Below are 21,097 nucleotides of genomic sequence, written 5' to 3' on the forward strand. Positions count from 1 at the left end.
TTTACTTCTTGCGCTTCTCTTTTCTCTCCTCTTTGGCGGGTTCTACTTCGTAGCACCTTACACCGATATCTACGAGTTTCCTGAAAAAGTGGTCTAAGAACCTCACATGTCCACCTTTTTGCCCGACGAACGCGCCATAAGCGTCGCTCTCTACCTTAACTGCCAGGTTCGGTCCAGCGAAGTCCACGTCTACTACGTGCTTGTAGATCCAACTTACGGGGTGTATTGCCCTAATGAAGGGCTTAAAGTCAAGTGTTAATTCTACCCCCCTCAGCTTCATTTCAACGTCTTTTTCAATCGCGCCTATTCTCTCACCACCCTTACCGATGAGTCTGCCAAGGTGCCCCTCCTTGACCACTATTAAAGCATCTGGCGAGTGTTCACCCGTAATATTGTATTTCTTCTTCAAGTCCGTTACGTTTACTACCGTTATCAAGTCGGCATCAGGTGCATGTACTCTAGCTGAAGCAAGAACCTGTTTCTCGACTTCATCGACTACGCGGCTCCTCATCTTAGATTCCAATAGTAGCTTTATACCTCTCCTCGCGCCCGGCCTCACGATGTCTTTTAAGCCTAAGTCTATTACCCTAGTGTTTTCCTCTCCTAGTAAAAGCTCTCTTAGCATCGATGCGACATCTTTACTACCAATACTTCGTTGAAAAATGGGATCTCCCGCGATTATCAGCCTGCTATTCCTACCAAGCCTCGTGATTACTTCAATAGCGCTTTCTACCGGTAGGCTTTGCACGTCATCGAGGAATACAATTGAATCATCAAAAGTTCTACCTTTGAGATAATGCGTGTCCGCAAATAATAGCTGTCCCTTATTTGCCAGTTCTTGGACCTTGCTCATATCTAGGAATCCTGACACTATGTCCTCCACGTACGAAGACACTATCCTGTAGTACATGTCACCGAGATCAGCGGCGGTGAGCTCCTTATTGGTGACGACGTCTATCAGCGGCCTCGTAATGATAAATCTCCTGTACTTACTCGAAAGCACCGCGTCTATGCCGTAAAGTATGCTCATTAAGCTCTTGCCGCATCCTGTAGGGCCGAAGAGCCCGATTATCTCATACTTCCTGTCCGCGAGTACCTTGATAACTTCCTCCTGGTTAGGTGACTGGGGTTGAAGTTTCGCGAACACACTTTCACTACTCATATGCCAATCACCTCTAACTCGCGTTACTCGGGTCAAGCGAAAGCCATAACCATGTGTGAAATATGAAGGGGTTTTTATAAAGGTTACCCAGAATCTGTTCACCTCTAATATCGGTTTATCCTGTAAGTTAATGCCGATTCCGAGGAGCACAGGGCTCTAAAGTAATTTCACTAAGACTAAGATACCTCGAAGGGTGCCAATAGGTATACTACCCTGCCGGGACCTATGGAAAACTCTGCCTTAATGGGCATTTTAGTGGCAAACCGAAGCGTCACAACGTCTGAGACCCTTGCAACGTTGAGGATGTTTATGAGCTTCGCCGTGTCGTATACGGCTTCAGCGGGTTCAGACACCTCTAGCGATATTAGTGCCATTGAACCGATAGTAAATTTTACTTCGAGCTTGCCTGTCCCCGTGGATTTAAACACTATCTCTTCTTGTGTGGCCTTTATCTGCGTGCTACCTCCAATGGTTTCAATATCTTCTATGACTTTTTTAAGTGATTGAGCTAGTATTTTGGCGGTAACGGTGAAATTCAATTCCAGCTCGGGGACCTCGGGTACAGCCACGTCTAAGTTTCTGAATTTAAAGATGCGGCTGACAACCCCGCTCGAACCCACAACGAACTTTATGAAATCCCCTTCAGGCTCTATTGCCAGGTTTTCTCCTTTCTTCAGGTGTCTGAGGACTTTCTTTAAACTGTTTATCGAGACGCCTATGCTAAGCGTCTCCGCGATATCGTAATCTGAAAACATATCTCGAGGCATAAGCACATCTACTAGGGATGACTGGTCCACGTCGAGGGCCCTAACTGTAAGCCCGTCCTGTGAGAACACCAGTGCGACTTCTTCGGCGACATTGCCGATCGTTTCGATAACCTCTTTGAAGAGCTTAGCTTCAGGCAAGACAACGCGCGCCATCGAATCACCTTTCTTAAATCTCTCCGTACTAGATTTAAAACCTATACCATAGCTGTCGGGGAACAGAAATGAGGCAATGAAATCACCTAATAATCTTATATAGGAGCTGAACCCCCACTACCACGGTGCTTCAGCTGTTGCTCTCGAAAACCCAGGCGTGATCGGCTACTTGAGGTACTACTGGGTTAGAAACGGTGAAAGAGGATGCAGAAGCTACAACTACAAGGTAGCCACGTTCAGAAGCTCGATCATTGAGAGAATAGCGTGGAAAACACCGCTCTACGGGTTGAAAGCAGTATACGTAGACCCCAGGGGAACAACCAGTTCACGAGAACACGCGGAAACAATGAAGAAACTGAGATTAGATAAGCACACTGCCAGCGCGTACCTAATCGCATCAAGAGCTCTAAGCACCCCAAAGAAACCTACAAAAACCTAAAGAAAAGAAACAGCTACCAAACCCTTCAAATTCACGCCTAGTAGTGTTTCACCCATTACGAGGTTTTAAGACTCTACATAGTTACATTCCATGCCCTTATTCGCGAACTCTGAGTCCCCTCTAGGGCTAAGTATTCCATTAATGCGCTCAGTAGCGTAGATGATGCATTCAGGGCGTTGAAGGCTCTAGCTTGCTATCTTAATAGGCTTTATTTCAAAGTACTCTATTATTTCGTATTTCTCGGCGAGAAAGTGGGGGAGCTCTCTGATGGACAGTAACAGTACTCCATCATGCGCTCTGACCGTGGGAGTTAGTAGAGTTATTACTAGCGGAACTACGTACTTAGCGTTCTTAGCCATCTTATATTTCGACCTAACGAGCAGGTAATGCTTGATCATCTTACTAACCCTCTCGGAGTGCCTTGTCGCCGCCTCCATCAACCTACTTGGAGATCTCGAGGACCAATGCTTGCAATCTACTGCAATGCTAAAACCTGTGGAGGGTTCTACGGCAAAGACATCTATTTCAAACCGTACAGGGCTAGTTATCCTTAATCCGTGAACTACATCATAGCCTGCCTCACTTAATAAGTTTGACGAAAATACCTCGAAGTCTCTCCAGTCAAGTAGCTCACTGACTTTTCTCAGCTCAACGTTCATACTAAGCAACTTTAAAGCTAGAAGGAGAGGATTTGACGCTACTACTTCCTCTCCTTGAATTCTTATGGCATCGGAGTACCTTTCTAGTATATGGGTTACTACTTCGCCGGAGTAACCGGTTAGACTTAGTAGTTCTCCTAAAAGCATTCTCCTGTACTTTAACATCGTGAGCAAGACTCTTGATTCGGCGTTCATTTAACCATTCGACCCATAAAAGTAATTAGTTAATTAGGTATTAAACTAGGAGTGCCTTTAAACACCGATGGTGTTATACGTGGGCAGTGACTTGGTCAACGCCGTTAGGAACGAGTTACTCCGGGAAGAAATCGTGGATTTTACTGTTAGAGAGGACATGAGCGTGTGTGAGCTTATCGAGGGATATGGTCAATCACACGGTTTCATGGCAGGACACGTTTACAGAGCTAGTAAAGTGCTAGCTGAAATGGCACTAGATCATAACACAATACGCATACTCTCGTTTACGGGAAACGTAGTTTCAACCGGGTTGAGAGGCCTGCTTGCGCAGTTAGTACGTGAAGGTTGGTTTCACGCCGTAATAACGACTTGCGGTGCGATAGACCACGACATTGCTAGAGGCACGGGGCACAAGTACTATAAAGGTGACTGGGTATACGATGACGCAATGCTACACTCTATCAGCATACACAGGCTTGGAAACGTGTTGATACCCGCCGAGAATTACGGGGTCGCCGTTGAAAAATTCGCGAGAAGACTCTTTGAGGAGTTGACCAGAGTTAAGAAGAAGTGGGCAGTCAGTGAAGTGCTCCGTGAGGCTGGGAGGAGAATTGCGGATGAAAAAAGCATCTTAAGGGCTGCCTACGAGCGAGGAATACCTATATACGTTCCCGGGATATATGATGGTGCATTCGGTTCCCAGGTTGTTTTCAACCAGGATGTAATGGGTCTAGAACTAGACCTCGTGGCAGACGAGAAGAACATAATTGAGCTGATCGTGACTTCGAAGAAGGCCGGAGCACTAATTGTAGGTGGAGGTATTAGTAAGCACCACACCATATGGTGGGCTCAACTAAAAGACGGTTTAGACTATGCTGTCTACATTACAACAGCCGTTGAATACGACGGTAGTCTGAGCGGCGCGCATCCAAGAGAGGCCATTAGCTGGAGCAAAATAAAGCCGGGCGCTAAGCACGTTGTAGTCTACGGTGATGCGACTGTAGTGCTACCTCTAGTAGTTGCTGGAGCTAAGTGCATGTCGAGGATGGCAAAGTGATCGAAGTACATGTTGGGATAGATGACGTAGACTCTCTTAAAGGTGGGTGCACAACCCACTTTGCCGTTGAAGTATCGTGGAAGCTGAAAAATAAAAACATAAAGTTCACAGATTACCCTAACCTTGTTAGGCTAAACCCCGCTGTACCCTGGAAAACGCGTGGTAATGGTGCGGTTGCCCTTAGATTACTACTAACCTCTGAAAGCGATATTGAAGACGTTTGGGGGTTCTTAACTAATGAGCTTGAAGAATACACTAGGTGCTTTCCCGATCCGAAGCACCAACCAAGCGCTGTACTACACGTAGGCGAGGTGCCGCGTGAATACGTGTGGCTGGCCCAAAAGGCCCTTCACGATATCGTCCCTCTAGACCTTGCTCTCAGGGCAATTAGTAAACACGAGAATACGAGGTACTACTCCATTACCGGTAAGAGAGGCATTATAGGGGCGCTCTCAGCCGTAGGATACACGATGAAAAACACCGATTATACGTTCGAAGTCGTAGCTTACAGGGAGCGCAGCTACTGGGGTAAACCCAGGCTTGTAGACGAGGAGAGCGTCCGCGATATGGATAGGCTGTACTGTAAAGACACCGTCCTGAATTATGACTACGAGTTTAATAGAGTACTGATAACACCGCGGGGGCCCGACCCCGTTCTTTTCGGTGTCCGCGGGGAATCGCCTGAAACTTTGCTGGAGGCTATAAAAGTACTTCGGGTACATGAACCGGTAGAATACGTGGCTATGTTTAGAACAAATCAGCATACTGACAGCCATATATTTCCGGTCAGTAGCATCTGCGATATTAGGCCATACACATGCATTTCCGCCCGTGGAATAGTGAAAAACAAACCTACGAGGGCTATTGGAGGACACGTGTTTTTTAGGCTCTGCGATCAACATTGCTGCGTAGACGTTGCGGTGTACGAGCCTACTAAGCACTTTAGGAACGTAGTAGAGAAGCTTGAAGCAGGTGACGAAGTGGAGGTACTGGGTTGTGTAAGACCCCCGGGACCAGCTCACGATATTACAGTTAACCTTGAGAAAATTAGAGTTATCAAGCTCGTAACGGTTACAATATACGAAAACCCGAGGTGTCCCCATTGCGGTTCTAGGATGGAGAGTGCAGGTAGAAATAAGGGGTTTAAGTGCCGTAAATGTGGGCACCGGGATCCGGGCGCTAAGAAATTCGCTCTTACGGCAAGAAGGGAGCTTGAAGCGGGCTGGTACCAGCCACCTAAGATAGCTTTTAAACACCTCATGAAACCAATTGAAAGGTTCGGCCGCGAGAAGAAGTCCTTTGCGGGGCCAGTTCTGGAAAACTTTATTGTGAAATCCCCGTGAAACCTATTTTACTTACCCGACTCTTAAATGTACCTGGGTGATTTACGTGTCCAGGGCGTCGAAGCGTGCAAGTGCATTACCTACGAATCCTCATAGAATCCTCATATCTAAGGCCCACGAATTAAGAAGACGGGGCGTTAAGGTCTATGATTACACGGCGGGTCAGCCAGGCCTTCCACCAAGTAAAGAAGCACTAGAATACTTCGTAGAAATGCTTAAAAAGGATCCCTTTAAGCATTTCCGATACATGCCTACGCAGGGGTTACAGGAACTTAGAGAGGCCGTTTCACAAGACTTAAAGCGGTACGGAAACGTGGACGTGCCTGCCGACCAGATACTGATAACCGCCGGTGGGGCAGAGGCCCTTATACTTTCAGTATACACGTTATTAGATGAGGGCGACGCCGTTCTCCTGCTAGATCCCTCTTACAGTGTTTACTGGGACCTCACGAAGTTCGCTGGCTTGAAAATAGAGAGTTGTAAGCAAAGGTACGAAACTGGGTTTAACCCTGACCCCGAGTGCATAAAAGAAAAACTAAGTAGTGGAGTGAAAGCCGTGATGTTCGCCAGCCCGGATAACCCCACATCAAGAATTATCGACCATGAAGTTGCAAAAACCCTTGTCGAAGTTGCACGCGAAAAGAAGGCATGGGTGATCTACGATGTTGCTTACAAGCACATAGTGTATGAGGGAGAGCACATATGGATTGAGAGGTTCGATCCAGCGCTTGAGAACACCGTAGTATGCGGCTCTTTCAGCAAAGACATAGCAATACCTGGAGGCAGACTAGGCTATATTTATGGGCCTAAAGACGTGATACCGGACCTCGTTAAGTTGAAGGGGGTCTTCGGTATCGTTGCACCGGTACCAATGCAATGGCTCGCATACTACTATCTTGTAGGAGGCTTCAAGGAAAAATACCTGAGCGAGGTCATTCCAGTATACAAGAGAAGGCGTGATGTAGCCTACGAGTCGTTCAAAAAGCTATTTCCCGAGGCGAGGCTACACAAGCCCGTTGCAAGCATGTACCTCTTCCCTGACGTAACACCGTACCTCGGCAAGCTTAAGTGGAACGATTTGGAGTTCGCCATGCAACTAGCAGAGTCTAAGGGTACCGTGATGTTACCGGGATCAATATTCGGAGAAGCTGGTTCAGGGCACCTTAGAATAACCTTCGTGACAATGAACGAGGAAGACCTGGTCGAGGGATTTGTATTAATGCGTGAGTTCCTCGAGGAAAGGGGGGTCATTTAGCTGGATAAGTTAGCTTTTTTGAACGTGTACCACCCGGCGACCACCGGTAGAAGTATCCACAGCGTAACTGACAGCGCTACTGCCCACGGTTGAACAACGCTTTCGATTACCCTCAAGGCGTCACCGTAAAGGTTTATGTTATAATACCTGGTCACGTAGAATTCTATAAAGTCTTGTACTCCGAATGGCGTGAAATACCTCGTTAGGTACTGTAATTTCATCATTTCCTTGTATACCTCGGGCCCGTACATGTCTTTACTCGTTAGAACCACGAGTACTGAGGCTATTACTGATAGTATAATTGTGAAAAGTATGAATAAGAATATGGCAAAGGCCAAGTACCCTGCACCTCTCGTGATAGTTGATACGAAGTAACACAGGCTGTAGAAAGCTACGAGCGACAGTACTATGCCGCTGTACATCAGTAAGTTCACGTAAGGTTCAATGAACACTTCTAGCAACAGCCATAACGTAGTAATTAGTACGGTGTAAAATATGGTAGATGCCACGACAGCTACTAGAACGCCTGCAACAAACCTCGTGACGTAGAGATCAAATCTGGTTATGGGCCTCGCAACTACGAACTCTAAGGCGCCTTGGCTTCTAGGTTTCGCGATGTAAATGTATACCAAGTATAGCATCACGATAGGGAAAAACCCGTTAAACAGGCTTAACCCCGCTCCGCCGAGCAGAACGTTTATCACTGCAATCGACCTCTGATTGACCCCGACAATTTCGGTCGGGTGGGCTGACACTACAGCGTAGTATTTTACGCCTTTACCCGTTTCACCTATGACGAGCAGATCCACGAATGTAACGTTCCTGTTCCTGAGGCTTGATCCGGCCGCAAACACGCCCTGATCTAAGGTGGCAATTTTCCTGTACCCGGCCCCTTCAATGTCTACCGGTAATACCTGGGAGGCAGGGCCCGAAGAGCCCTGCTCACGCATGTACAGGTCTAATTTTAACTCGGGTTCCGCAGGAACCAGTACCGAGCCCACTACCGTTATGTTAACGCCCTCTCTATATATGGCATTTATTAGTAGAATTCCGTGGCTATAGGGTTCGCGCCCCGGCTCAGGTTCAGTCTCTAGACCCGTTTCCGTTATTTTATGGATCGCGTACGGCATGTACTGGTCGCTTATTACCGCGAAGATGAGCGTTCTGTTTTCTATTCGGCCGATGAACGTGGGCGCAACATTACTAATATAACCGTAAGGTGTGCTTAGCGAGAAACGGCATACGCATTGGTAGCCTACCGGAAGCTCATGCGGTATTGATTCAACCCGCTTCTTCTCCTTGAACTCTCCCCTGAACGCTATTGTTTCTCGGAGGATCTGCCCCTTAGCCGCCTCAACCGGTTCAGTGGCATTGTAACAGTAGATATCAAAGGAGAGAGTGCCACTCATGTCTCTAAGTGCCATGTCGTAAACACGGCCCTCGCTACTTAGGGTCTTGGTGCCCGTATCCACGGTTATCAAGATCACGTACTTTCCCTCAACTAGAGGTGTTGCCCCGAGCGTGGAGGATACTAAGTACGCTAATCCAACACCGCTAACCGTAAACAATACTAGTACGAGTATTACCGAGCGTCTCAGAAGTCCTCGTTTAAAGTCGTATAGTACCGGGCTGAACTTCACTAGCATTTCCCCTCTACCTCTTTTATCAGGTTGAAGAAGAAGTCTTCAAGACTTCTCTCTTCGCGCTTAACCTCATATACCTTTACACCGTGTTTGACCAATTCCGTGGTTATGTCGCCTATATCGCTTGATATGTTTCTTAGAAGTACTTTTTGCCCTCCTATGACGTTTAACTCGCCATACTTCTTCAGCAGCTTCAGGACGCTCTCATCGGTACTACTGAGTACCAGCTCGAGAGCCGAGCCAGCTCTATATTTTATTTCGTCCATAGTATACTCGCCAACGATCCTACCCCTATGTACGAACACCACTCTATCGGCGATACCTTCCACCTCGCTGAGGATGTGTGAGGAGAATAGAACTGCTTTTCCCCTTCTTCTGAACTCCAAAGTTAATTCCCTAAAGAAGGCTATGCCTTTGGGGTCTAGCCCGTTTAAAACCTCGTCGAATACGAAGTTGGGTGGATCGTTGATCATCGATACTGCCAGCGCGAATCTCTTCTTCATGCCCTGCGAATAGGCTGAAAGCTTCATGTTGAGGGATTCCCCGAGCCCGAATTTCTCCAGTAGCTCCTTTCCTAGTTTTAGTGCTTCAGGACGTGATAATCCGTAATAACCGGCAAGGTAAACAAAGTAATCCAGCGCTCTGAACTCCGTTTCAAAAATTGGTAATTCGGGGACCCAGCCTATTCGCCAAGAGGCTTTTTTCTTTTCCCTGGTTATAGATAGCCCGTCTATTAAGACATCGCCACTACTTGGCGGTAACACGCCAACAACTATTCTAATAGTCGTCGTCTTACCGGCACCATTTAACCCGACATAACCAACAACCTCGCTATTGCGCACGGAGAATGACACATCATCTATTGCTTTAAACCTACCGAAAAACCTTGAGACGCCTTGAATTTCAATTGTCAAGTTATAGCACCTTGAGCATATTTTACACCCGCATGCACTTATATATGAATTAAGTAGTGTGACAAGCGGTGTTTCCCATGGTCGAGATAGTGGACTTGACGCTGAGAGATGCTCACCAATCTCTAATAGCAACTAGGCTTAGAACCGAAGACATGATCCCAATATTAGATAAGATCGATCAATCTGGCTTCTACGCCATTGAGATGTGGGGCGGGGCGACGTTCGATGTCATGGTGAGGTTCTTGAAGGAGGACCCGTGGGAAAGGCTGAAGATAGTACGTGAAAGAGTCAGGAGAACTAAGCTATTGATGCTCCTGCGTGGACAGAACCTTGTGGGTTATAGGCACTATCCCGACGACTTGGTGGAGAAGTTCGTGGAACTTTCCTACAATAATGGTATAGACATTTTCAGAATCTTCGACGCGCTAAACGATGTAAGAAACATGAAGACGTCCATTAAAAAGGCGAAATCCCTTGGTGCAGTAGTGCAAGGAACAATAACGTACACCGTGAGCCCTATACACACCATTGAGCACTACTTAAAGGTCGCCGAGGAGTTGGTAGCTCTCGAGGTGGATCACTTGGTCATAAAAGACATGGCGGGCATCTTGGACCCCTATACGTGTTATAACCTAGTAAAGGCCCTCAAAGAGGCCTTTAAGGTGACAGTTGACGTTCATTCACACTTCACTGGAGGATTGGCTGTTGCGAACTACGTCAAGGCCGTTGAAGCCGGCGTAGACATAATCGACACTGCTATTAGCCCACTGGCGTTTGGAACCGGTCACCCGAGTATTCAAACAATGTACTATGCTCTACCCGAAGAGAAAAAACCAAGAGTTAACATGAAGGTTATACGCGAAATAAGCGAATACCTGAATAAAGTGCTATTTACGAAGTACAAGGACTTGCTCGACGTGAAGGTCTTCATGCCCGACCCCAACGTATTAGAGCACCAAATACCTGGCGGAATGATTTCAAACTTCCTCACGCAATTAAAGCAACTAGGTGCTGAGGACAAGTTACCCGAGGTTCTAGAAGAAGTTAAGCGCATACGCGAGGACCTCGGATGGCCTCCGCTAGTAACGCCTACATCGCAAATAGTTGGCGCGCAGGCGGTACTAAATGTTCTTCACGGAAGATACCAAGTCGTAGCGAAGGAGACCTACAACTACGTGAAGGGGTTCTATGGCCGGCCACCAGCCCCTGTAAATGAGGAGGTCGTAAAGCTTGTATTAAAAGGCGAGAAGCCCATTGAAGCTAGACCGGCTGACCTCCTCGAGCCGCTTTATGAAAAATGTAAACGAGAAGTCGTAGAGAAAGGTTTCTACATGAAGGAGGAGGACGTGCTAACGTACTGCTTATTTCCAGACGTGTCGTTAGAGTTCTTCAAGTCACGCGTGCAAATAGCAGTGCCGAGCAGTAAACGTGAAAGGGATCTATGGGATGAGGTGCTGGGCTACTAATAATACCAGCTACTAGTCGCAACAGCTATTTTTAATTGCCTATTACCAGTAAACGGCATCCAGAGATTCTAGGATGCTAGGTGGGGATTTCGGATTAAAAGTACAAAGCGTAATGAATTCGCACCTTACCCTACCTAAGTCCCGACTTCAAACAGTCCACCGCGTAGGCCACTAGTGCCGAGATCTCTATAACATCGAATAGCCTTCTTGCAGAGTCTACTACAAACTTCACAGTATACGCGTCTAGCCGTTCAGCTATGTCACAGTCCTCGAGGAGGTCGGCTACGAGAGAGTCCCTCAGCACTAGTTCTACCCTATACGGCTTATTCAGCGTGAAGGTCTGGACCCTTCCGCTTTTAATTCTTTCACAGGCTTCTTTAATGCCGCCTCGTAGTAGCTGTTCTATTTTCTCGAGGCTGGGGTATACCGCTGCGTATCTCGAAATGCCCCTCTTTAACGGTACGAAAACAACCCAGGGGGTATAGGCTTCTACGTCCCTATTTAAGTGCTCATCACCTGCCAGCAGGGCCACAGGGACCCCCACTTCACCGGCGTAAAGGGAATTTACGAGAAACTCGCTGACCTTAACACCGTTCACCCTTACCTCGGAAAACGCCTTGCCACTAAATGTATGTTCTAGCACTCCGCGCGGTGTTCCGGCCGCTGCGTGATAGCCGATAAAGAACACTGCTGTAAAGTCCTTTGAGAGCCCAGAGATCATGCTGAATGGTCTTGGATACCCCTGCACGATCTGGGCTCTACCATCTAGTTCGAGGTAGTCTATGTTTGTCATCAGGCCATGGCTATCTGCAACGTGTATTTCTTCAAACCCCTGCTTGTAAAGCTCATCCACTACGATGTTCGTTAACTTCGTTGCGATCTTCGATGCCCTCGAAAACTGGCTACTCCAAGGGCTCAGCATAGTTCCGGAGACCACTCCGGGCAGACCTTCCAGGTCCACCGAAACATATGCTCTCATGCAAATCACCACTAAGATATACTGTGTCACGGTAAAATAAGCAAGCGAGTGACTAAAGCTAAAAGCTACTGCTAATTACTATTACCCACGCTTTTCATATCTTACCAGGGTAATACGTATGAGTGAGCTTGAAATAGAGCACGGTAAGATTCTCGCCGCGCGCGAGGCGTGTAAGCTTGTGGAAGGACTTGGAGTGGTTAAGGTGTTAGGGCTGGGGACGGGCTCTACCGTTAGAAAATTCATAGATACGTGTTTACACCTGTTAAGGAACACGAAGCTAGTTGCGTCCTCCTCCGATACAGTGCTTTACGCGAAATCGCTCGGCTTGAACGTGCTAGACCTCTTATCAGTGAATAGTGTTGACGTGTACATAGATGGAGCTGATGAAGTGAGCGGTAAGCTCGATCTAGTTAAAGGTAGAGGGGCTGCCTTGTTCAGGGAGAAGACGATAGCGTATCTTTCCCAAACAAGGATATACGTTGTCGACTACACCAAATACACGGGGCTAGATTACCTCTACGTAAAGCCCATACCCATAGAAGTCGTTCCTGCCGCGCTCAACTACGTATTAAAGACCGTGAGCAGGATGGGGCTCTTCGAGCCCTTAGTTAGGAAATGCGCTGGCAAGGAAGGGCCCGTTATTACTGACAATAACAACTACTTAGTCGACTTAAAGCCATTACAGCCTATAGTAGACCCTAGCAGAGTGCACTACGAACTTAAGAGAGTTCATGGCGTAGTGGAATCAGGAATTTTCCCATCGGAAGAATTAGTAGATGTGGTCGTAGTTGGTTATGCAGATAGAGCGTGCATCCTTAGAAAGGACGCTGGTGATGTTAAAAGCGCTTAAGTGCAGTCACTACCTATTATTAGGTTATTTAGGTATTATAGGTCCGAGGGCCTATGCCGTGAGACGGGTAACGCATGTGCTCTTCGCCACGGCACTGGTATCTGTAAGCGGGCTCTGGGAGGCAGACCTATTTGCTTTTTATACCCTCATAGCTATGCTCTCGTCCATAGTACCAGACGTAGACTTGAAGTATATGCATCGCAAGCTCCTGCACAATCTCTTCGTGCCGACACTGGTAGCGGTATCAATCTACTACTCCTTTATGTGGCTAGGTGTCAACGCATACCACCTAATATTATCATTCACGTCCGGGTGGCTTAGTCACATACTTTTAGACATGATTACCGTTAAAGGAGTTCACCCGTTTTACCCGTTGGTAAACAAGAGGGTCGCTTTAAAAATCTGTAAAAGCGATGGCTTGCTCTGCAACGCGCTATTGTCTGGGGCGTCCTTAATCGTGATCATCTATAGCATCAAGACCCTCGTTACCGGCTAGCTCTTTTCTTCGCTGAAGCTCTAAATGCTAAGAATCCCAGTAACGCCGAGATCGCTATTACTGATACTAGCCCGCTGGCTAAGTACAGCTGTGCGGTGTTCATGAGGTTTTCTGCATTCTTATGTAGTGCCTCTACTTCGAGTAACTTCACCTGGAGAACTTCCCTATCCCCTTCGCAAGTTGCTAGCTTGTTTTGAGTATCGGTTAGAGTGGTGTTGAGCTCGCTGATCGTACTATTTAGAGATGCCACTTGGTTCTTTAAATCACTTACCTGTATACTTAGTTGAAGCATTTCATCGTGCCTTAGTGGTAGTGCGTTGCTGTATGAAAGCAGTATTCCAACGAACTGCGACATCGTTAAGTCTACGCCTGGAAGTTCTACGCTAATGGCCTTCTTGCTTGCGAAGACGACATTCGCTTCTTCCTCATTTACGGCTAAGAATACTGCAAGGTAATTTGGTTTTCTAGGATCCGCCATGGCCGTGAGCATCGAGACCATGAGGTCGTATACATGGGTTTCATAGCCTACGAGAGACTCCTTATTAAGTAACTCCCTCGCAATCGCGATGTGGGGTACATAGAGCATATACGTGGTGCTCCCAGTATCCATTATAGCCCTTGCTAAGTACATTTGCGAGGTTGTTGCCGTGATGTTAAGCCACCATTCAAGTGCTTCGCCTGTTACATCTTTAGCTACGTCCTTGTACCTGGCTATGAGGTACCAATGCGAGGTCACGCCTTCAATTTTACTTATTCCAGGCGAGGTGTAGTTCGCGGTCTTAAGCGCTCCCGGGAAGAACAGCTTAATAGTGTTCTCGCTAATGTTCACCAAGTAAAAAGAAATATAGTACTCCCCTGCCCTACTCTCGGGCTTTGTAACGTTGACTGCACGCGGACCCAAGTACTTACTTGTAGTTACGTTGAACGAGGTTAACGATATATTGAAGTCTTCCAGTGTGACTTCTAATCGCACATCTGTGAGGCTTGTCTTGATAGTCGTGCCCAGCTCCTCCCAGTAGCTGGTACCGTTAATTGGTACTTCTATTATGGCTGGAGCTAAGTGTGACTGCTGAATGCTAAAAACCGGGTTTATCGCCGATGCGTGGTTGTGTGGGTCGACCAGGGGTATGTCCACTAATGTCGCATTACTCCATAAGGCGCGTATTCTCTCCTGATCGGCTTCACTGGTATACAGCAGGATATTCTTTTCCTCGGGTCTCTTCCCGGTCAAAACCCAGTAGAAGTAGTAGTCGGGACTCGCATCTATGTCTAGGTGGAGCTTCACAGTGGTAGAGTTCAATTCATACCTGCTGGTAATGTTGGCTATTTTCTCGGGGTCGGCGTACGGCACGTAGAACACGAATAAGTAACTGTAGCTGCTTTCATGTGCCCCGAGAGCCGGGTTAGCGTGTAAGATCGAGGCCACCAATAGTGTGACCCACAATACAGCTATCGTTTTTTCCAGCAACTTCTTCACCACGCCACCTTCAACTTGGAGTATAAGCCTATGTATATTAATAAGGCGTGTTTAAATAATATGCTCTAAAATATGGGTGCCACTTGAAAATGGCATTTACGCGGCTCACGGGTTCAGAGCTTTTCTTTAGTGTTCTCGATAGATTGGCCAAAGCCGCTCTCACACATAGTAGGGATGCTTTTACCGGCGATCTTCTCGAAATACTTGAAAAAGTGCTGGCTGAACGGCCTGCCTCCATGGCCACGATTAATGCACTCAGAGAGATATCAACGTATTTTCTCGAGAACGGCGTGGACGGGTTGGCCGAGTACATAGGTAAAGTGAGGTCTAATTACGATGCCGCACTATGGAAGTCCGCTGAAGTCGCATCACGTAGAGTTGAGAGCGGCGATAGGATATTCACAAACAGCAATAGTCTAGCCGTTAGGAGGCTCCTCAAGGTGCTACGTGACCAGAACAAGGACATAGCAGTATACGTCTCGGAGTCGAGGCCCGGGAACGAAGGCGTCTTAATAGCAGAGTACGCTGAAAGCCTAGGTTTCAATGTTTATTTAATGGTGGATTCCGCTGTAAGGTTCTTCGTAAAAGACATAGATAAAGTGTTCGTGGGCGCGGAGGCTATTTCCGCTAATGGAGCTGTAGTATCTAAAGTTGGAACAAGCCTGGTAGCCCTAGTGGCCAAGGAGGCGCGGAAACGCGTTTTCGTAGTAGCACCTACTATGAAATTTAGCTACGAGACCATTCACGGCGAACTACTCAAGATCCCTGAAGGTGGGATAGAGCTCATCACCGATATCGAGAAGGATCGCGAGCTTCCTCGAGGCTTTACAGCCAGGGTACCCCTCTACGATGTAACTCCAGCCGAGTACGTGGATGCCGTGGCAACGGAGTACGGTCTCGTGGCCCCTCAGGCTATTCCAATGCTTTTAAGAACTCTATATGGCACCTACCCGCCTACCGTTGCTTCGTTAAATGATGTACTCGTAAGACTTAAAGGCGGATCGTGCTCGAGGTGATTGGAATTGGGAATTCCTTTGAGAACTCTACAAATAGCAGACGATATTAAGACGATGAAAATACGCGGTGCCGGTAAGATCGCCAGGGCCGCTGCCGAGGCCGTTAAGATAGCCGCCATGGAGTATAGCGGCGTTCAACGCCTAGATGAGTTTAAGAAGTACATGATAAACGTCGCGAAGATACTGTTATCCACGAGACCCTCTGCTGTAAGCTTACCTAATGCCTTAACGTACGTTCTTAAAGCGCTACGCGGTGCTGGAGGCTTTTCTGAGGCAAGGGACTCCGTAGTGCTGGCCGCTGATGAGTTCATAAAGAACTCCCTAGAGGCCATTGCAAGAATTAGTGAAATGGGTGCTAGAAGAATTAAAGAGGGCTCGATCATACTGACGCACTGCCACAGCACAGCCGCTGTGGAGGTCATAGCTGGTGCCTATAGGGAAGGTAGGGTTCTTAGAGTTTACAGTACTGAAACGAGGCCTTTTATGCAGGGTAGAATAACGGCTTTACACCTGCTCAAGTACGGGGTTCCGATAGTCCAAATACCGGATAGCGCCGTAAGGTACGTTATGCACGAAGTGGATTACGTCATCGTGGGGGCCGACACCATTACGAGCAACGGAGCGGTGGTGAACAAGATCGGCACTAGCCAGGTAGCACTCGCAGCTAAGGAGGCGAGGGTCAGAGTTTACGTTACGGCGGAGTCTTATAAGTTTTCACCCATGACGCTTGTAGGTGAACCCGTTAAAATAGAATTCAGAAGCCCCGAGGAAATAGTTCCTAAAGAGTGGCTTGAAAAGCACCCTCGGATCAAGGTATTGAATCCCGTATTTGACGTCACGCCACCAGAGTACGTTGATGTTATCGTAACGGAGTACGGAGTCATACCGCCACCAGTAGCTGTACTAATATTAACTGATAAGCTCGGCTGGAAACTTGATAGTATAAGATACTCTGAAGACATTCTTGAAAATGTAGAAAAGCTTGTTGAGTAGGGTACTATGACATCTATTTTTAGGAGGCGGAAAATCAGCCCGGAGGAGATGAGAAGCGAAATTATTAGGCTAATAGATGAAAGCAGGGAGGTTATTTACAAAATTGCGTTTTACTCTCAACCAGAAGTCCAAGAGGTCCTTGAACGGGTATCAAGGCGCTGGGAAGAGTCCGGTTACCAAGGTAGACCCATAGATTACGCCAACGTGGAGGAGTTGGAAATGCTGTACAAGATAGCGCGGAGAATAGTTAGCTATAGCCCAGAAGAGCTATGGAGCATATACGGGCGTGAATACCTACCAACCGCGTGAACTCTATATATATAACTTCGCGGCAGTGTATACTACCTGTGAGGAGTGGTGTATACATGACGTCTCACGAGGACGTGAAGAGAAAGGTTTTAGAGGTCCTTGAAACAGTCATAGACCCGGAAATCGGGATAGACGTGTACAACCTCGGCTTAATATATGATGTCCAAGTCGTGGACGAGAAGCACGTGAAGATCTCAATGGGCCTTACCACGATGTTCTGCCCTCTAGCACCAATAATTCCCTTAATGATAATTGATCAGCTCAAAGAGAGGCTCGGGATAGACGCAGACATAGACCTCGTATATGATCCCCCCTGGACGCCTTTACGCATGACCGATAAGGGTAGAGCAATGTTCAAGGAGAGATTCGGCTACGACATCGTGGAAATGTATTCCCACACCACTAAAACGGAGAGAGAATAGCAACGCGGCTGAACACATAAAGTTTTATTTGCTCCATTCACCGTCCCGTTTCTAGGTAGGGTGTGCGACGTGAGCTGGAGCATATTGACGTTGCTTAGGGAAAACCCCGAGTTACTCAAAGAACACGTCAAGAAGCGTTTCATGGACCCAAACATCGTTGATAGGGCTTATAAGCTGGACGTTGAATGGCGCCGTCTCTTAACAGTTGTACAAGAACTTAGGCATAGGCACAACGTTATTAGTCGAGAAATCCCTAAGCTACCGGAGCCGGAAAGGCAGAAGAGGGTTGAAGAAGCCAAAAAGCTTCTCGAAGAGCTTGGAAAGCTCGAAGAAAGGCTTAAGTACCTAGAAGCCGAGAGGGAAGAGGCGCTATTAAGCCTGCCTAATATAGTCCATGAAAGCGTCCCCATAGGGCCCGACGATTCCTACAACGTGCCGATAAGATTTCACGGCGTGCCCAAGGTTTGGATAGGCTACGTTGAAAACTTTAAACAGCAGACCGAGAAGTACGGATTCAAGGTAGACTACGAGATCATAGAGTGGAGACCTATTGGTCACGCCGATATGTTGGAGAGTGTGCTTAGACTAGGAGATACCCTTAAAGCAGGCGAAGTTTCCGGTAGCCGTTTCTACTACCTCTTCGACGACGTGGTCTTCTTGGACCTGGCCTTGCTGATGTATGCCATAGACTTCTTGACGAGTAAAGGTTACAGGCTGATACTGCCACCATACATGCTACGGCACAAAATAATGATGGGGGTAATAGACTTAAAGACATTTGAAGACGCCATCTACAAGATCGAGGGCGAAGACCTATACCTAATAGCGACCGCCGAGCACTCCCTTGCCGCTCTACACGCATTCGAAGACATTCCCGAAGAAAGACTCCCCTTGAGGTATGCAGGCATTTCACCGTGCTTCAGGAAAGAAGCGGGTGCCGGTTCTAGGGACCTCAAGGGCATATTCAGAGTTCACCAATTCCATAAAGTTGAGCAGTACGTGTACGCTAAGCCCGAAGAAAGCTGGGACCTGATGGAGGAGCTCATATCTAATGCGGAAGAGCTATTCAAGGGGCTTGAACTACCGTACAGAGTTGTGAACATCGCGAGTGGCGATCTCGGCGCTCCAGCTGCCAAGAAATACGACCTAGAAGTCTGGATGCCAGCTCAAGGTCTGTACAGGGAAATGGTTAGTTGCAGTAACACTACTGACTGGCAGAGCTACAGGCTAAGAATAAGGCTCATTAGGAGGAAGGGCATGGTGAAGGAGTACGTCCACACACTTAACAGTACGGCTATAGCAAGCACCAGGACAATAACTGCTTTACTTGAAAACCTTCAGAACGAGGACGGCACCATTAACGTACCCCGAGTCCTTAGGAAGTACCTCGAGGTATTCAGCAAGGCACCGAGAGACTACATACACCCTGTTCAGAAGGAGAAAATTTACAAATAATCCCCATAATATTCGAGCTTACTCGAGAGCCGCCCTTCCCGGCGTTTCTAAGCGACGAGCCACTTTTCGCTGCGACTTTGGAGAGGATGCTTAGGAGATTACTTTTCTAGGTGGAGGCCCAAGTCGTTAGGCTTGAACGTTGCTCTATGAGCCCGTGAAAATAAAAGCTTTAGGCCTTCGAAAAGCCTGACTTCTAAGACTTAGAGCCGGCTCCGCGGCTGGGGCTTAAAAAGATTAAGATCCTATTAGCGTTTTAGCGTTATGGGCCTCTAGAAGGCCCGAGAAGTTGTTTAAGACCCGGTAATTCTCGCGCCGCAGTTGGTAGGAAGGTGTATTAGAGCTGAAACCTCAAGCTTGCTTTACCGACTCAACTGTTCCGGGATACTGATCTCGGGGATGGCTTCCAGAGTAGGGGCTACTGAGGTCTCGTTCACAGGCGGCTTTACCTGTTCTCCCGCCCATGTCAAGCGGTTTTACATGAGCAAAACCTTGATCTCGAGGATTTATTAGGGTTTCCTTGGAATAGATATCCGAAGGTGACATATGTGGCTAGTAGACCATTAACAGCACTCCTGACACTATCACTCTTAGCTCTGGCCATCGTCCCATTAGTGGGGGTAGTAGACGCTGTAGATGAGGCGATACCGGTAAGTAAATGTATGGAGATAGTTGAGAGCGGCTACTACAAGCTTGTGGCAAATCTCTCAGGGCTTTCCGAGAATGAGTGGTTCTGCGTAAAGGTGTCCGCGGATAATGTGATACTCGATGGAGGTGAGTTCTCAATAACTGGAGGTCCAGGCCATGATATCTCAGGTACCGGCATCATGGTCACCGGTAGTAACGTTGTTGTCAAGAACTTCGGTTTGATCAGCGGTTACGCTCTAGGAATTCGCGTAGAGGAGTCAAGCGAAATCACCGTAGCTAGCAACACCGTTTCGGGCGGCAACACAGAGATCCTGATCAGCGTATCGACGAACGTAAGCGTAGTTGACAACACGCTCCTAGGCGCAGAGACCACGGCAATGGAAATAAATGTTGGATACTCAAGCGGGATCACCATAGCTGGTAACATGATCTCGGGTGGCGGAGCAGGAGTGTTCATTGATAAGTCAAGTGGAGTCGTAGTAACCGGTAACACGATCTCGAGGACCTTAGCTGCCGGGATTAGCATGTACGAATCCGTAAACAATATTCTGTCTGAAAACAGGATCTCGGGTGGCGGGATTCACGGCCTGAGGATCGAGTCATCCAACAACAACACAATAGCTAACAACGTAGTTTCAGACGCTGCTATAGGAATCTACATAGGCTCATCTGAGGGTAATCATATATACAACAACCTCTTCAACAACCTGATCAACGCCATGGTGTCTGCCTCATCAAACGCGTGGAACACTACCCTCAAGCGGGGTACAAATATCGTGGGAGGTAACTGGCTCGGAGGTAATGCATGGCTTAATCCGCAGGGAGAAGGGTATTCTCAGACCTGCAGAGACTTAACAGAACCCTATGGAGTATGCGATGAGCCCTACATGATCGGGGAGAACAACGTCGACTACTTACCACTTGCAGTAACATCAACAGCCACGCCCATACCCACATTAACCCCTACAGTAACCATGATAACGCCTACACCTATTACCCTGCCTACATCTATACCCACTTCTACCATCACACTAACGACATCTATTCCTCCGCAAACTCCCACCTCTATCACCATATCCACTCTCCCACCTACCCCCACACCTACTCCCACGCCAACGGCACCTACCGCGACCTTAGCCCCGGCTGAAAAGCCCTCTATACCCGTATTTGAGGTAGTTCTGGGGGTCATGGCGGTAGCCATATTGACGGCGGCGGCTTACATAGTGAAGAGAAGGAAGTGAAGAGGGCTCGGCCGGCTTAAACATTTTTATTAACGCCTTTGGGTCGATACCGAAGAGGAGGCGCTAAGCTACTATCCGGCAAGCCCTAACCACCCTGGAGCGGGTCCGAGCACCTTGAGGGCTGTTTTCTTCTTGATGGGGGCCATGTGCCGTTTGGCTCG

20 protein-coding genes are annotated in these 21,097 nt (G+C 47.7%); 13 read left to right on the forward strand and 7 right to left on the reverse strand.

Going from position 1 to position 21,097, the window contains the following annotated elements:
* Nucleotide 1: 1 nt before the first annotated feature.
* Together QXU03_00865 and QXU03_00870 are read right to left on the reverse strand one after the other, a co-directional pair.
* Nucleotides 2-1,162 carry a PhoH family protein gene (locus tag QXU03_00865; protein ID MEM2170302.1) on the reverse strand — a complete coding sequence of 387 codons (1,161 nt, stop codon included), beginning with the start codon at nt 1,160-1,162 and terminating at the stop codon, nt 2-4.
* Nucleotides 1,163-1,338: 176 nt separating this feature from the next.
* A complete protein-coding gene (locus tag QXU03_00870) occupies nt 1,339-2,082 on the reverse strand; it encodes a DNA polymerase sliding clamp (protein ID MEM2170303.1) in 744 nt (247 codons plus the stop codon).
* Between the two features lie 157 nt (nt 2,083-2,239).
* On the opposite strand from QXU03_00870, the gene QXU03_00875 reads away from it, so the two are divergent.
* Entirely contained in the window at nt 2,240-2,521 is a 282-nt protein-coding gene (locus tag QXU03_00875; protein ID MEM2170304.1) for a hypothetical protein, read from the forward strand.
* Nucleotides 2,522-2,706: 185 nt separating this feature from the next.
* Here the strand turns inward: QXU03_00875 and QXU03_00880 are convergent, their stop codons facing one another.
* A complete protein-coding gene (locus QXU03_00880; protein ID MEM2170305.1) occupies nt 2,707-3,375 on the reverse strand; it encodes a hypothetical protein in 669 nt (222 codons plus the stop codon).
* Nucleotides 3,376-3,454: 79 nt separating this feature from the next.
* On the opposite strand from QXU03_00880, the gene QXU03_00885 reads away from it, so the two are divergent.
* From QXU03_00885 to QXU03_00895, 3 genes are read left to right on the forward strand one after another with little or no spacing between them, the layout of a single operon-like run.
* Nucleotides 3,455-4,432, forward strand: a complete 978-nt coding sequence (locus QXU03_00885) for a deoxyhypusine synthase (protein MEM2170306.1) — start codon at nt 3,455-3,457, stop codon at nt 4,430-4,432.
* On the forward strand, nt 4,408-5,775 hold the full coding sequence (locus tag QXU03_00890; protein MEM2170307.1) for a tRNA(Ile)(2)-agmatinylcytidine synthase: 1,368 nt from the start codon (nt 4,408-4,410) through the stop codon (nt 5,773-5,775). Before QXU03_00885 ends, QXU03_00890 begins: the two co-directional genes overlap by 25 nt.
* Before the next feature lie 46 nt (nt 5,776-5,821).
* A complete protein-coding gene (locus tag QXU03_00895) occupies nt 5,822-7,030 on the forward strand; it encodes a pyridoxal phosphate-dependent aminotransferase (protein ID MEM2170308.1) in 1,209 nt (402 codons plus the stop codon).
* Here QXU03_00895 and QXU03_00900 read toward each other — a convergent pair.
* Together QXU03_00900 and QXU03_00905 are read right to left on the reverse strand one after the other, a co-directional pair.
* Nucleotides 7,027-8,676: an ABC transporter permease subunit gene (locus QXU03_00900; GenBank protein ID MEM2170309.1), complete on the reverse strand. Its 1,650-nt coding sequence runs from the start codon at nt 8,674-8,676 to the stop codon at nt 7,027-7,029. The genes QXU03_00895 and QXU03_00900 overlap by 4 nt on opposite strands.
* Nucleotides 8,670-9,587 (reverse strand): ABC transporter ATP-binding protein, encoded by a 918-nt coding sequence (locus QXU03_00905; protein ID MEM2170310.1) that lies wholly within the window; start codon nt 9,585-9,587, stop codon nt 8,670-8,672. Before QXU03_00905 ends, QXU03_00900 begins: the two co-directional genes overlap by 7 nt.
* Before the next feature lie 77 nt (nt 9,588-9,664).
* Here QXU03_00905 and QXU03_00910 point away from each other — a divergent pair, with 77 nt between their 5' ends.
* On the forward strand, nt 9,665-11,053 hold the full coding sequence (locus QXU03_00910) for a pyruvate carboxylase subunit B (GenBank protein ID MEM2170311.1): 1,389 nt from the start codon (nt 9,665-9,667) through the stop codon (nt 11,051-11,053).
* 130 nt (nt 11,054-11,183) lie between these two features.
* Here the strand turns inward: QXU03_00910 and QXU03_00915 are convergent, their stop codons facing one another.
* Nucleotides 11,184-12,032 carry a M55 family metallopeptidase gene (locus QXU03_00915; protein ID MEM2170312.1) on the reverse strand — a complete coding sequence of 283 codons (849 nt, stop codon included), beginning with the start codon at nt 12,030-12,032 and terminating at the stop codon, nt 11,184-11,186.
* A 118-nt stretch (nt 12,033-12,150) separates the two neighbouring features.
* Between QXU03_00915 and rpiA the strand changes: the two genes are divergently transcribed.
* Both rpiA and QXU03_00925 read left to right on the forward strand, forming a co-directional pair.
* Nucleotides 12,151-12,882, forward strand: coding sequence for a ribose 5-phosphate isomerase A (gene rpiA, locus QXU03_00920; GenBank protein ID MEM2170313.1), 732 nt, complete (start codon nt 12,151-12,153; stop codon nt 12,880-12,882).
* A 58-nt stretch (nt 12,883-12,940) separates the two neighbouring features.
* Nucleotides 12,941-13,378 carry a metal-dependent hydrolase gene (locus QXU03_00925; GenBank protein ID MEM2170314.1) on the forward strand — a complete coding sequence of 146 codons (438 nt, stop codon included), beginning with the start codon at nt 12,941-12,943 and terminating at the stop codon, nt 13,376-13,378.
* On the opposite strand, the gene QXU03_00930 is transcribed toward QXU03_00925, so the two are convergent.
* Entirely contained in the window at nt 13,368-14,858 is a 1,491-nt protein-coding gene (locus QXU03_00930) for a hypothetical protein (protein ID MEM2170315.1), read from the reverse strand. The genes QXU03_00925 and QXU03_00930 overlap by 11 nt on opposite strands.
* Before the next feature lie 86 nt (nt 14,859-14,944).
* Here QXU03_00930 and QXU03_00935 point away from each other — a divergent pair, with 86 nt between their 5' ends.
* The 6 genes from QXU03_00935 to QXU03_00960 all read left to right on the forward strand — a co-directional run bounded on the left by QXU03_00935 (nt 14,945) and on the right by QXU03_00960 (nt 20,936).
* Complete coding sequence (locus tag QXU03_00935) at nt 14,945-15,871, forward strand: initiation factor 2B (GenBank protein MEM2170316.1); 927 nt, start codon at nt 14,945-14,947, stop codon at nt 15,869-15,871.
* A gap of 6 nt (nt 15,872-15,877) precedes the next feature.
* Nucleotides 15,878-16,864 carry a ribose 1,5-bisphosphate isomerase gene (locus QXU03_00940; GenBank protein ID MEM2170317.1) on the forward strand — a complete coding sequence of 329 codons (987 nt, stop codon included), beginning with the start codon at nt 15,878-15,880 and terminating at the stop codon, nt 16,862-16,864.
* Between the two features lie 48 nt (nt 16,865-16,912).
* The gene (locus QXU03_00945; GenBank protein ID MEM2170318.1) at nt 16,913-17,173 is read left to right on the forward strand and encodes a hypothetical protein; all 261 of its coding nucleotides are present in this window, start codon (nt 16,913-16,915) and stop codon (nt 17,171-17,173) included.
* Nucleotides 17,174-17,229: 56 nt separating this feature from the next.
* On the forward strand, nt 17,230-17,595 hold the full coding sequence (locus QXU03_00950; GenBank protein ID MEM2170319.1) for a metal-sulfur cluster assembly factor: 366 nt from the start codon (nt 17,230-17,232) through the stop codon (nt 17,593-17,595).
* A 69-nt stretch (nt 17,596-17,664) separates the two neighbouring features.
* Nucleotides 17,665-19,050, forward strand: coding sequence for a serine--tRNA ligase (gene serS, locus QXU03_00955; protein MEM2170320.1), 1,386 nt, complete (start codon nt 17,665-17,667; stop codon nt 19,048-19,050).
* A 545-nt stretch (nt 19,051-19,595) separates the two neighbouring features.
* Nucleotides 19,596-20,936 (forward strand): NosD domain-containing protein, encoded by a 1,341-nt coding sequence (locus tag QXU03_00960; GenBank protein MEM2170321.1) that lies wholly within the window; start codon nt 19,596-19,598, stop codon nt 20,934-20,936.
* The last annotated feature ends 161 nt before the right edge of the window (nt 20,937-21,097 follow it).

This window comes from Desulfurococcaceae archaeon (genome assembly GCA_038845865.1).
GTDB lineage: Archaea > Thermoproteota > Thermoprotei_A > Sulfolobales > Desulfurococcaceae > UBA285.